The sequence below is a fragment of the Streptomyces sp. NPDC005485 genome (assembly GCF_040606085.1).
Taxonomy (GTDB): Bacteria; Actinomycetota; Actinomycetes; order Streptomycetales; family Streptomycetaceae; genus Streptomyces.
The window spans coordinates 1-11931 of sequence record NZ_JBEXDZ010000223.1; the positions used below are offsets into that span (position 1 = coordinate 1).

General features: G+C 73.3%; 11 protein-coding genes and 1 pseudogene. 10 read left to right on the forward strand and 2 right to left on the reverse strand.

Going from position 1 to position 11931, the window contains the following annotated elements; all coding sequences use genetic code 11:
* Positions 1-105 precede the first annotated feature (105 nt).
* The 5 genes from ABZS97_RS40745 to ABZS97_RS40765 all read left to right on the forward strand — a co-directional run bounded on the left by ABZS97_RS40745 (position 106) and on the right by ABZS97_RS40765 (position 5272).
* The gene (locus tag ABZS97_RS40745) at positions 106-1269 is read left to right on the forward strand and encodes a histidine kinase (RefSeq protein WP_356147628.1); all 1164 of its coding nucleotides are present in this window, start codon (positions 106-108) and stop codon (positions 1267-1269) included.
* Positions 1257-1901: a response regulator transcription factor gene (locus ABZS97_RS40750; protein WP_356147631.1), complete on the forward strand. Its 645-nt coding sequence runs from the start codon at positions 1257-1259 to the stop codon at positions 1899-1901. The genes ABZS97_RS40745 and ABZS97_RS40750 overlap by 13 nt, the downstream gene beginning before the upstream one ends.
* Before the next feature lie 161 nt (positions 1902-2062).
* Complete coding sequence (locus ABZS97_RS40755; protein WP_356147634.1) at positions 2063-3289, forward strand: FAD-dependent oxidoreductase; 1227 nt, start codon at positions 2063-2065, stop codon at positions 3287-3289.
* A gap of 163 nt (positions 3290-3452) precedes the next feature.
* Positions 3453-4019, forward strand: coding sequence for a hypothetical protein (locus tag ABZS97_RS40760; RefSeq protein WP_356147637.1), 567 nt, complete (start codon positions 3453-3455; stop codon positions 4017-4019).
* 47 nt (positions 4020-4066) lie between these two features.
* Positions 4067-5272, forward strand: a complete 1206-nt coding sequence (locus tag ABZS97_RS40765) for a cation:proton antiporter (protein WP_356147641.1) — start codon at positions 4067-4069, stop codon at positions 5270-5272.
* A 634-nt stretch (positions 5273-5906) separates the two neighbouring features.
* Here the strand turns inward: ABZS97_RS40765 and ABZS97_RS40770 are convergent.
* Entirely contained in the window at positions 5907-6677 is a 771-nt protein-coding gene (locus ABZS97_RS40770; RefSeq protein ID WP_356147645.1) for a TIGR03943 family protein, read from the reverse strand.
* Positions 6674-7687 carry a permease gene (locus ABZS97_RS40775; protein WP_356147657.1) on the reverse strand — a complete coding sequence of 338 codons (1014 nt, stop codon included), beginning with the start codon at positions 7685-7687 and terminating at the stop codon, positions 6674-6676. The genes ABZS97_RS40770 and ABZS97_RS40775 overlap by 4 nt, the downstream gene beginning before the upstream one ends.
* A gap of 149 nt (positions 7688-7836) precedes the next feature.
* Between ABZS97_RS40775 and ABZS97_RS40780 the strand changes: the two genes are divergently transcribed.
* The 5 genes and pseudogenes from ABZS97_RS40780 to ABZS97_RS40800 all read left to right on the forward strand — a co-directional run.
* Positions 7837-8238, forward strand: a complete 402-nt coding sequence (locus ABZS97_RS40780; RefSeq protein ID WP_356147648.1) for a helix-turn-helix transcriptional regulator — start codon at positions 7837-7839, stop codon at positions 8236-8238.
* Positions 8239-8430: 192 nt separating this feature from the next.
* On the forward strand, positions 8431-9252 hold the full coding sequence (gene modA, locus ABZS97_RS40785; RefSeq protein ID WP_356147660.1) for a molybdate ABC transporter substrate-binding protein: 822 nt from the start codon (positions 8431-8433) through the stop codon (positions 9250-9252).
* The gene (modB, locus tag ABZS97_RS40790) at positions 9249-10160 is read left to right on the forward strand and encodes a molybdate ABC transporter permease subunit (protein ID WP_356147651.1); all 912 of its coding nucleotides are present in this window, start codon (positions 9249-9251) and stop codon (positions 10158-10160) included. Before modA ends, modB begins: the two co-directional genes overlap by 4 nt.
* A complete protein-coding gene (locus tag ABZS97_RS40795) occupies positions 10157-11290 on the forward strand; it encodes an ABC transporter ATP-binding protein (RefSeq protein WP_356147654.1) in 1134 nt (377 codons plus the stop codon). The genes modB and ABZS97_RS40795 overlap by 4 nt, the downstream gene beginning before the upstream one ends.
* A 90-nt stretch (positions 11291-11380) precedes the next feature.
* Positions 11381-11931: pseudogene (locus ABZS97_RS40800) on the forward strand (hypothetical protein); the annotation flags it as partial.

The window sequence follows — 11931 nt, forward strand, 5'->3', positions numbered from 1 at the left end:
CCTCGTACTGGACGTACTTGGGGCTTCGGCCGGTGCGGCGAGGGTGCGTGCCGGGCGCCGTGGGTGCTGTGCGGGACTTTCACAACACCCCCTAGCCTGATCAGCATGGGAAAGACGGTGCGGCACGCGGCGCGGGCCACACTCCAGCTCGGCTTCGCCGCGTTCATGGCCTTCGGCACGATCATCTTCATCACCGTGCTGCTCATCACCGCCACCGGCGCGCTGGTGGTGGTCGGCATCTGGCTCGTGCCCGAGACGGTGCTGCTGATCCGCCGGATCGCCGGCGCCAAGCGGCAGCGGACGGCCCTGTGGACGGGTACGCCGATCCCCGAGGCGTATCTGCCGCTGACCGGCCCACTGCGCGAGCGGCTGCGCACATCGGTCCGCGACCCGGGCACCCTCGCCGACCTGATCTGGATGGTCGCCCACTACGCCTACGGCTTCCTGCTCGCCCCCGCGCTGCTGCTGTGGCCGGTCGGGCTGGCCGTGGACGGCGTACGGTGCGGGCTGCTGCACCGTACGCCGTGGGTACTGCCGCTGATCGGACGGCTCGCGGACCTGGACGCCCGCTGGTCCACCGCGCTGCTCAAGCCCGGACCCAGGGCCCAACTCGCCGAGCGGGTCGAGGAGTTGACCGTGACCCGGGCCGGCGCCATCGCCGCGCACGGGGCCGAGCTGCGCCGGATCGAACGCGATCTGCACGACGGCACCCAGGCCCGGCTGGTGTCCCTGTCCATGCGGATCGGGCTGGCCCGGCGCGCCTACGACCAGGACCCGGAAGCCGCCCGCAAGCTCCTCGCCGACGCGCAGGACCAGGCCGAGGAGGCGCTGACCGAGCTGCGGCACGTGGTGCGCGGCATCCACCCGCCGATCCTCACCGACCGGGGTCTCGCCGGGGCGGTCCGCGCGCTCGCCGCGGGCAGCGGCCTCGACGTCACCGTGCGGGTGGACGGCCTGGAGGACGGCACCGAGCCCGGCGCCCGTGCCCCCGCCGCGGTGGAGGCGGCCGCCTACTTCGTGGTCGCCGAGGCGCTGACCAACGCCGCCAAGCACAGCGGCGCCGCCCAGGCCTCGGTGCACCTGCTGCGGGAGCCGGCCGGGCTGCGGGTGACCGTGCGCGACACGGGGCGCGGCGGCGCCCACCAGGCGGGCGGCTCCGGGCTGCTCGGCATGCAGCGCCGGGTCGCCGCCCTGGACGGCACCTTCGCCCTGACCAGCCCCCTCGGGGGCCCGACCGTGATCGATGCGGAGCTGCCGTGCGTGTGGTGATCGCCGAGGACAACGCCCTGCTGCGCGAGGGTCTTGTCCTGCTGCTCACGTCGACCGGCCACGAGGTGGTCGCCGTCGTCGGGACCGGACCCGAGATCCTTCCGGCACTGCTGGCCCACCGGCCGGACGCCGCCGTCCTCGACGTGCGGATGCCGCCCGGCTTCCGCGACGAGGGCCTGCGCGCCGCGCTGGAGGCCCGTCGCCGGCTGCCCGGTCTGCCCGTGCTGGTCCTTTCGCAGTACGTCGAGGAGTCGTACGCCGCCGAACTCCTCGGCGGGGGCGCCTCCGGTGTCGGCTATCTGCTCAAGGACCGGGTCGGCCGGGTCGACGAGTTCCTCGACGCGCTGACCCGGGTCGCGGCCGGCGGCACCGCCCTGGACCCCGAGGTCGTCGCCGAACTCCTCACCCGCCGCACCGACTCGCCCCTCGACTCGCTCACCCCGCGTGAGCGCGAGGTCCTCGAACTGATTGCCGAGGGCCGCGACAACACCACGATCGCCCACACCCTCGTCATCACCGAACGTTCCGTCAGCAAGCACATCGGCAACGTGTTCCTCAAGCTCGGCCTCCCCACGAGCGACAGCGGGCACCGCCGGGTGCTGGCCGTGCTGGCGTATCTGAACAACGCCTGACGGGACCGCCGCCCCGCCCTTGGACGGGTCGCGAGTGCCGGTCGATCGGGGTTCGACCGCCGCCGGAGAGGCTGGCGCGGGCGGGACATCTGGCCTGCGGGACATCGGGCCTGCAGGACATCGGGCCTGCAGGACATCGGGCAGAGGCGAAGGTGACGGCTATGACTGGGCTGACGGGTTCGGCGGGTTCGGCCGCTTCTGCGGGCTCGCCGGGGAACAGGATCGTGGTCGTGGGTGCCTCCGCCGCTGGGCTCGCGGCCGTCGTGGCGCTGCGCAAGGGCGGCTACGACGGCACGCTCACCCTCGTCGGCGACGAACCGCACGCCCCCTACGACCGGCCCCCGCTGTCCAAGCAGATCCTCTCGGGCGCCTGGAGCCCCGAGCAGCTGCCCCTGCGCTCGCCCGCCGACCTCGACGCCCTCGGCCTCGACCTGCGGCTCGGCGCGGCGGCGACCGGGCTGGACACGGCGGAACGCACGGTGCGGCTGGCGGACGGGGCGACGCTCACGTACGACGGACTGATCGTGGCCACCGGCGTACGCCCTCGTCGACTGCCCGGCGAGGGCGCGCACGTGCTGCGCACCCGCGACGACGCCCTCGCACTGCGGGAGCGGCTGGGCCCCGGGCGGCGGCTGGTGGTGGTCGGTGCCGGGTTCCTCGGCGCGGAGGCCGCCGCGGTGGCCCGTGGTCTCGGCGCGCGGGTGACCCTGCTGGAACCGGCGCCGGTGCCGCTGGCCCACGCCGTCGGCGAGGCGGTCGGCCGGGTGCTGTCCCGGGCCCACCTGGAGCACGGGGTGGACCTGCGCTGCGGGGTCACCGTGACCGAGGTGACCGAGGACGGGGTGCGGCTCGCGGACGGTGAACTCGTCGAGGCCGACGAGGTGTTGGTCGCCATCGGCTCGCTGCCCAACACCGAGTGGCTGGCGGGCAGCGGCGTCACGGTGGACGACGGCGTGGTCTGCGACGAGTACTGCGCGGCCGCGCCCGGCGTGTACGCGGCCGGGGACGTGGCCCGCTGGTACAACCCGCTCTTCGGGACCTCGATGCGGATCGAGCACCGCACCAACGCGGCCGAGCAGGGCATGGCCGCCGCCCGCAACCTGCTCGCCCCGGCCGCTCGCAAGCCGTTCGCGCCCGTGCCGTACTTCTGGTCGGACCAGTACGACATGAGGATCCAGGCGTTCGGCCATCTGCGCGGCCACGACGAAGTCGCCGTCGTGGACGGGGACCTGGCCGAGGGGCGGTTCGTGGCGGCGTACCGCACCGGCGAGCGGGTGAGCGGGACGCTCGCGGTCGGGATGCCGCCGAAGGCGATCCATGGCTGGCGGCGGGCGATCGTGGACGGCGTGCGGTGGGGGGAGGCTGTGGCGGCGCGCGAGGCGGCGTAGCGCCGCGTATCCCTCACGGTGGGCGCCCTCGGGTGTGCGCCCTCGCGGTGCAGCGCCCTCACTTCACAGCGCCCCCGTGTCACTCGAACGGATCAGGCCGCCTGGTGGCGGCATCCTTGCGGCGACAGGCTCGGAGCACCTCCAGGAGAGACGGAGCCCGGCCATGACCCAGCAGTCGCAGTCCGGCGGCACGCCTGACGCAACGCCCGGCGAAACGCCCGGTGCGCCCGGTGCGCCCGGTGCGCCCGGTGCGGTGCCCGGCGGGAATCCTCCCGTGTGGAGCTCCTCCCATCAGCAGGCCGTCGGCCCGCCCGGGCCGGGCGGGTTCGGGCCCTCGGGCGCGGGCAACAGCGCCTGGGTGAGGGGTGGTGTCACCTTCGCCGGCATCCTCATGGTGATGAACGGCATCATGGCCGTCCTCCAGGGCATCGCCGCCCTCTCCAAGGACGACGTGTACGCCGCCGTCGACGACTACGTCTACAAGATCAACCTGACCGGGTGGGGCTGGATCCTGCTGGTCCTCGGTGTCGTCGCAGCCCTCGCCGGGCTGGGCGTCCTCACGGGTGCGACCTGGGCCCGGCTCACCGGCATCCTGCTCGCCTCGCTCAGCATGATCGTGCAGTTCATGTTCCTGCCGTACGCGCCGATCTGGGGCGTCATCGTGATCGCCATCGACTTCTTCGTGATCTGGGCCCTCGCCGTCTACCGGCCCGCCGGCGCCGTCGCGTGAGGGGCCGGCCGGGCGGGGCCCCGGGGTGACGGGCGCGAGGGCGGACCATGGACGCTCCCGGCACGCTCGTCCTGATCATGGCCATCGCCGTCCTCGCGCCGCTCGTCGCGTACGGGCTCGGCCGGTGGGTGCGGATTCCGCTGGTCATCTTCGAGATCCTGCTCGGCATCCTCATCGGCCCCGACGTCCTCGGCTGGGCCCATCACGACCAGGTCATCGACACGCTCTCCGACCTCGGCCTGTCCATGCTGATCTTTCTCGCCGGGTACGAGATCGAGTTCGCGGCCGTCCGCGGGGACACGCTGCGGCGGTCCGTGTGGGCGTGGCTGGTCTCCCTCGCCGTCGGTCTCGGGCTGGCGTTCGCCCTCACCGGCGCGGACATGTCCAAGAGCTTCGTCGTCGGGACCGCGCTCACCAGCACCGCGCTCGGCACCGTGCTGCCGATCCTGCGCGACAGCGGGGATCTGCGCGGGCGGTTCGGCGTCGTGATGCTGGCGTTCGGTGCGGTCGGCGAGTTCGGGCCCGTCATCGCCATGGCGCTGCTGCTCAGCGGGCGGCGGCCGGGCGAGTCGACGGCGCTGCTGGCCGCGTTCGCCGCGGTGACCGCGGCCGGGATCTGGTGGGCGCTGCGGCCGCGGCCGCCGTGGTTCGCCCGGGTCATCGCGACCACGCTGCACAGCAGCGGGCAGTTCGCCGTCCGGTTCGTGATGCTGCTGCTGGTCTGCATGCTCGGGCTGGCCGAGGCGTTCGGGCTGGACACGCTTTTGGGGGCGTTCGCGGCGGGGCTGTTGACGCGGTTGGTGCTGCACGGGGCGGCGCCGGAGAGCAGCGAGGAGGTCCTCGGCAAGGTCGAGGCGCTCGGGTTCGGGTTCCTCGTACCGCTGTTCTTCATCGTCACCGGTGTCGAGTTCGACCTCGACGCGCTGCTGGGCGGGGGGCGGGTGCTGGCGTTGGTGCCGGTCTTCCTGCTGCTCTTCCTCGTCGTCCGCGGGCTGCCGGTGTACGTGCTCGCGCCGCGCGATCTCAACCGGGCCGATCGGCGGGCGCTGACGCTGTACGCCTCCACGTGCCTGCCGCTCGTCGTCGCGATCACGACGATCGGGCTGGACGACAAGGTGCTGGGGTCGGGGGAGGCGGCTGCGCTGGTGGGCGCGGCCATGCTCTCCGTCCTTGTGTTTCCGCTGGTTGCGCTGCGGGTTCGGGGGCGGGTGGAGGGGCCGGGGGAGCGGTCGGTCGGCACGGAGGCGTGGTGACGTTTTCGGGGTGGGTGCGGGTGCGGGTGGGTCGGGTCCGTGCCGTCTGCTGGCGTGGGCGCCGTTCGCGTGGGGGCCGGTGGGCGGGTCGGGTCCGGGCCGGTACGTCTTGCCCGTCGCCTCGTGGGCGTACTGCCCGGGGTCGAGCATGGCGGAGCTTGGCTGGGGGCCTGTTACGCGACGGGCAGAGACGTACCGGCACGGACCCTTCCGTGCGTACGCGACTGCGGGGGCGTGGGGGCGCGGCTGCACACCCAGCAGCGGGGGTGCGTGTGCCCGTGGTTGGTCGGCGAAGCCGCGTCACTGCGGGCGCGCGTGCAGCTAGAGGCAGCTGCCCACCCAGCAGCGGTGGGTGCGTGTGACGCAGGGGGTCCGCGAAGCCGCGTTTCTGGGGTGCGTGTGGCGCCGGGGGCCGGCGAAGCCACGTTGCTGCGGGCAATCGTGCCGCCAGGGGCGGCACGGGTGGGCGCAGCGGCACCCCGTGAACGCCGGGCTGCGTGACCCACCCCCGACCAGCACCAACACCGGGCGCCAAGGAAACAAAGGGGTGCCCCGGGGTTTGCCCACCCACCCCGGGTGAGCGTTCAAACCATGAGGTGAGAGGGGTTTGCCCACCCACCCCCGGGGCCGGGGGTCAGTTGTTCCAGCTCTCGTCGTATGGGTCGTGGGGGACCGGGACGGGGTTGGCCTGGGTGATGTTGAGGTAGGGGATGGTGCCGCCGTTGACGGGGTCCTTGGTGCGGTGGGGGGTGTAGGTGCCGGTGACCTCCAGCCAGGTGTCCGGCTGGAGGACCGGGGGGATCCGGCCGGAGAGGCCGATCTTGACCGGCTGGGCGTCGGCGGCGCAGCAGTTGAGGGCCATCCGGACGAGGTAGGGCGCGCCGCTGTGGTCGAGGGCAAGGAAGCCCGTGAGCTTGACCTCGCGACCCCGGAGGGTACGGCCGTGGTCGTAGACGGCGCGACCGGCGTAGTCGACCACGTTCAGCCGCAGGGGACCCGCGGCGGGCAGCTTGGGATAGCCCCAGGGCTCCTGAAGGGCCGTACCGGTGCGCATCGCGCTGTACGAACCCAGCGCGGGCGGCGCGACCAGGATCAGCGCGAACAGGGGCAGGACCAGGAGCCACGCGATGCGGGGTTCACGGTGCGCCGCATGTCCGTGGGCGTCGGTGTCGGGTTCCTCGTCCCGCTCGGGGGAGGCTGACTCGGCCTTCTGCGAAGCCTCGCGCGCGGCCCGGCGTTCGTACCAGAGCGTCGCCGCCGCCGTGACGATCAGGACCACCCCGGCCGCGAGCAGCAGCGGGCGCAGGCCGGCCTTGACGTAGCGCAGGTAGAGGTCGGTGGTGCCGGCGTGCAGCACCGCGACGCCGAGAAGGAACAGCACGCCCGCCTGTGCCTGCCGGTTCACAGCAGTACCTCCCCTACGACGACCGACACGAGGACGGCCAGCGCGAACGTGGCCGGGGCGAAGCGCAGCGCGAACCCCCGGCCGAAAGTGCCCGCCTGCATGGCGAACAGTTTCAGGTCGATCATCGGGCCGACCACCAGGAACGCCAGCCGCGCCGTGAGCGAGAACTGCGAGAGCGACGACGCCACGAACGCGTCCGCCTCCGAGCAGATCGACAGCAGTACGGCAAGGATCGCGAGGGCCAGTACGGAGACCACCGGGTTCGTCGCCGCCGCGTGCAGCCACTCCGCCGGGACCATCGACTTCAGCGTCGCCGCCGCCATCGCGCCCACGACCAGGAAACCGCCCGCGTGCATCACGTCGTGCCGCACCGATCCCCAGAACGCCGCCCCCTTGCCCGCCCCTTCCGATGCCGGGCGAGCCGGTGGGCGCAGCCAGTCGGTGCGGCCCACCCGCTGCCACAGCCAGCCCATCGCACACGCCACCAGCAGACTCGCCGCGAACCGGGCGAGGACCATCTCGGGGTTCCGCGGGAACGCCACCGCGGTCGCCGTCAGCACGATCGGGTTGATCGCCGGGGCCGACAGGAGGAACGCGAGCGCCGCGGCGGGCGTGACTCCCCGTCGTACGAGCGCCCCGGCCACCGGCACCGAGGCGCACTCGCAGCCCGGCAGGACCGCCCCCGCCAGACCGGCGACCGGCACCGCCAGGGCGGGCCGTTTCGGCAGTGCGCGGGCGAAGAACGTCGGCGGGACGAAGACGGCGATGACCGCCGACAGCAGCACCCCGAGCACCAGGAACGGCAGCGCCTGGACGACCACCGCCACGAACACCGTCATCCAGCTCTGCATCACCGGCGCCGACAGCGCCCGGCGGACCGGGCCCTGTGCCCCGACCACCAGGAGCAGCAGCATGGTCAGCCCGAGGGAGGAGTTGAACTGCCGGCCCTGCCGGCCCGGCCGAGGTGTGCCCTGCTCTGCCCGGGGCGGGGCTGCTTCGGCGGCGGCCACGGGTGCTTTGGTGAGGGCCACGGGCGAGGTACCTCCGGCAGGGACGGCTTCGTGGGTCGGCTCCAAGTGGGCTTCCCCTCCCTTTCAGTACGGCGGCCCGGGCACCTCCGCTCAGCCCGGGCGCGGGTTTCCGTCCTATCGTGACGCCCATGCAGTCCTACACAATCGGCCAGGCAGCGCGGCTGCTCGGCGTGAGTCCCGACACCGCGCGGCGCTGGGCGGACGCCGGGCGCGTCGCCACCCACCGCGACGAGAGCGGGCGGCGGCTCATCGACGGCCGGGACCTCGCCGCCTTCTCGGTGGAGCTCGCCAGGTCCGGTGAGGAGGAGGGGGCCTCGTACACCGCGTCCACCTCCGTGCGGAACGCCTTCCCCGGCATCGTCACCGCTGTGAAGCTCGGTGACGTCGCCGCCCAGGTGGAGATCCAGGCCGGACCGCACCGGCTGGTTTCCCTCCTCACCCGCGAGGCCGTCGAGGAGCTCGGGCTGGAGGTCGGGGTGGAGGCCACCGCCCGTGTGAAGTCCACCAACGTGCACATCGACCGCGTCTGAGCATCCGAGCACCCCAGCACCGGGAGACCCTCCCCTCCGTACAAACGCACATGCGAGTCCAGTTCCCCATCGGTCCAGCTCATGCGATGCGACAGCAGACTTCCGCCTTGCATCTGCGTCAGTATGATCTGCGTATGCGCCGGGTCGACTCCGGGAGACCGTGTGCGACCGACCAGAGGGAGTGGCCCCGTGATCACCCGTACCGCTCGCCGGACCCGTAGGACCCTGCAAGTGGCCGGCGTCGGTGCCGCCGCCCTGCTCGCCCTGAGCGCCTGCTCGTCGTCCGACTCGGACTCCGCCGACGGGTCCGGGTCCTCGGATTCCTCGTCGCAGAAGCTCTCGGGCACGGTGACCGTGTTCGCCGCCGCCTCGCTGAAGGAGAGCTTCACGGCGCTCGGCAAGGAGTTCGAGAAGGCGCACCCGGGGACGAAGGTCGCCTTCAGCTTCGGCGGCAGCGACTCCCTTGCCGCGAGCATCACCGGCGGCGCCCCGGCCGACGTCTTCGCCGCCGCGAGCCCCAAGACGATGGCGCTCGTGACCGACAAGAAGGACACGGCCACGGCCCCCGTCACCTTCGTCCGCAACCAGCTGGAGATCGCGACCCTGCCCGGCAACCCCGACAAGGTCGCCTCCCTGAAGGACCTCACCAGGTCCGGCCTCAAGGTCGTACTGTGCGACAAGACGGTGCCGTGCGGTGCCGCCGCGCAGAAGGCGCTGGACGCCGCCGGACTCAAGCTCACCCCGGTCTCCTACGAGCAGGACGTCAAGGCGGCCCTGACGAAGGTGGAGCTGAAGGAGGCCGACGCCGCCGTCGTCTACAAGACCGATGTGAAGTCGGCCGGTGACAAGGTGGAGGGCGTGGAGTTTCCCGAGTCGGCCAAGGCCGTCAACGACTATCCGATCGCCCTGCTCAAGGACGCGCGCAACACCGCCACCTCGAAGGCCTTCATCGCGCTCGTGCGGTCCGCCGAGGGCCAGAAGGTCCTGACGTCCGCCGGGTTCCTCAAGCCGTGACCCGCTCCGCACCGTCCGACGCCGCGGCCGACACCCTCGTGGGCGGTCCGCGGCGCGGGCGTGTCCGCGGCGAGTGGGCGGGGCGGGGCAAGGGGTCCGGCCGAGGCAAGGGGCCGGGGGGAGGCCGCAGAGGTGTGCCGCTGCCGCTCCTTGTGCCCGCGCTCGTCGGGCTGGCCTTTCTGATCCTGCCCCTGGTCGCTCTGCTCGTACGGGCCCCGTGGCGCAGCCTGCCCGGCCAGTTGCGCAGTACCGAGGTGTGGCAGGCGCTCCAGCTGTCCCTGGTGAGCGCGACCGCGGCCACCGCCGTCAGCCTGGTACTGGGCGTACCGCTGGCCTGGCTGCTGGCCCGTACGGACTTCCCCGGCCGGGGATTGGTACGGGCACTGGTGACCCTTCCTCTCGTGCTGCCGCCGGTGGTGGGCGGTGTGGCGCTGCTGCTGGCGCTCGGCCGCAACGGAGTCGTCGGGCAGTGGCTGGACTCGTGGTTCGGGATCACGCTGCCGTTCACGACGGCCGGGGTGGTGGTGGCCGAGGCGTTCGTGGCGATGCCGTTCCTGGTGATCAGCGTGGAGGGCACGCTGCGGGCCGCCGATCCGCGCTACGAGGAGGCCGCGACGACGCTCGGCGCCTCCCGTTTCACCGCGTTCCGCCGGGTCACGCTGCCGCTGATCGCGCCCGGCGTCGCGGCGGGCGCCGTGCTGGCCTGGGCGCGCGCCCTCGGTGAGTTCGGGGCGACGATCACCTTCGCGGGCAACTTCCCCGGCCGCACACAGACCATGCCGCTGGCCGTCTACCTCGCCCTGCAGAGCGACCCGGAGGCGGCGATCGCCCTCAGCCTGGTGCTGCTGGCCGTGTCCATCGCGGTCCTCGCCGGGCTGCGCGACCGATGGATGACGACCGCCTCATGACCGACATCGAGAAGACCGACATCGAGAAGACCGAGAAGGCCCGGCGCGACACCCCGCAGGCATCCGGTCCCCAGTCGTCCGGCCTCACCGGTGCCGGTCTCGACGCCCATCTCGTCGTGGACCGCGGTTCCTTCCACCTCGACGTCGCGCTGGCCGCCGCGCCCGGCGACGTCGTCGCCCTGCTCGGTCCCAACGGGGCGGGAAAGACAACGGCGTTGCGGGCCCTGGCCGGGCTCACCCCGCTCACCGGCGGCCATCTGCGCCTGGACGGCGCCTCGTTGGACCGTACGCCGCCCGAGTCCCGGCCGGTCGGCGTCGTGTTCCAGGACTATCTGCTCTTCCCGCACCTCAGCGCCCTCGACAACGTGGCGTTCGGGCCGCGCTGCCAGGGCGCCACCAAGGCGGAGGCTCGCGCCCTTGCGGCGGCCTGGCTGGACCGTATGGGGCTCGCCGACCACGCGGGAGCCAGGCCCCGCCGCCTCTCCGGCGGTCAGGCGCAGCGCGTCGCCCTCGCCCGGGCGCTGGCCACCCGCCCCCGGCTGCTGCTCCTGGACGAGCCGCTCGCCGCGCTGGACGCCCGTACCCGCCTCGATGTGCGGGCCCAGCTCCGGCACCATCTCGCCGAGTTCGAGGCCGTCGCCGTGCTGGTCACGCACGATCCGCTGGACGCCATGGTGCTGGCCGACCGGCTCGTCGTCGTCGAGCACGGGCGCGTCGTCCAGCAGGGCACGCCCTCGGACATCGCCCGCCACCCGCGCACCGACTACATCGCCCAGCTCGTCGGCCTGAACCTCTACAAGGGCCGGGCCGAGGGCCACACCGTCACGCTCGACTCCGGCCCGGCGATCACCACCACCGAGGACCTCACCGGCCCCGTCTTCGTCGCGTTCCCGCCCAGCGCCGTCACCCTCCACCGCGACCGGCCCACCGGCTCCAGCGCCCGCAACCTGTGGCAGTGCCGGGTGGGCGGCCTGGAGACGCACGGCGACCAGATCCGTGCCGACCTCACCGGCGAGCTCCCCCTCGCCGCCGACCTCACCACCGTCGCGGCCGCCGAACTCGACCTCCATCCGGGTGCCGCGGTCTGGGCGACCGTCAAGGCCACGCAGACCCACGCGTACCCGGCCTGACCCGGGCCACGCACCCGGGAGGGTGACCCGGGGTGGGCCGCCCGCCGGTCTCGACCGGCGGGCCACGCACCCCGCAGGTAGAGACAAGTCATGGGCAACTTCTTGCGGGTCCTGAGGGAACGCGTCGGCAATACGACGAGGGCGCGAGCCGTCGCACTGATGGCGGCGGCGGTGGCGGCGGTGCTCGGGGCGGTGATCCTGCTCGTCTCCTGGGGCGGGGAGCCCGGGCCGCGGCCCGTGTCGGAGGACGAGGCCCAGCGCATGGCGCTGGCGCGGCTGCGAACGTACGAGGCGAGCCCCTCGGAGGTGCGGGTGCGACTGCCGCTGGGCGCCGCCGGGTCCTCCTCGTCCGGCACGGTCACCGTGCGCGCCGTCGTCGACCACCGCGTGCACCGGGCCGTCGGCGTGTACGAGGCCTCCGACGCCCAGCGGACCGTACGGGGGCTGGTCGCCTGGGACCCCAAGGGCATCGCGGTCGCCCGAAAGCCACAGTCACCGACCACCTCGGGCGCACCCGGCGACCTGGACAGCGCCGCCACCGACGGTGCTCCCGGACGGGCGTCACGGCAGCCCGCCCCCGGGGTGGTGACCACCGCCGCGCAGGCCGTCCGGGCCGCGAGCGCGCTTCCCCCCGACGAGTG

What these genes read in the sequence shown, in the direction of transcription:
- ABZS97_RS40745 (WP_356147628.1), top strand. Translation starts at nt 106, where the DNA reads ATGGGAAAGACGGTGCGGCACGCGGCGCGGGCCACACTCCAGCTCGGC.
- ABZS97_RS40755 (WP_356147634.1), top strand. Translation starts at nt 2,063, where the DNA reads ATGACTGGGCTGACGGGTTCGGCGGGTTCGGCCGCTTCTGCGGGCTCG.
- ABZS97_RS40760 (WP_356147637.1), top strand. Translation starts at nt 3,453, where the DNA reads ATGACCCAGCAGTCGCAGTCCGGCGGCACGCCTGACGCAACGCCCGGC.
- ABZS97_RS40765 (WP_356147641.1), top strand. Translation starts at nt 4,067, where the DNA reads ATGGACGCTCCCGGCACGCTCGTCCTGATCATGGCCATCGCCGTCCTC.
- ABZS97_RS40780 (WP_356147648.1), top strand. Translation starts at nt 7,837, where the DNA reads ATGCAGTCCTACACAATCGGCCAGGCAGCGCGGCTGCTCGGCGTGAGT.
- ABZS97_RS40795 (WP_356147654.1), top strand. Translation starts at nt 10,157, where the DNA reads ATGACCGACATCGAGAAGACCGACATCGAGAAGACCGAGAAGGCCCGG.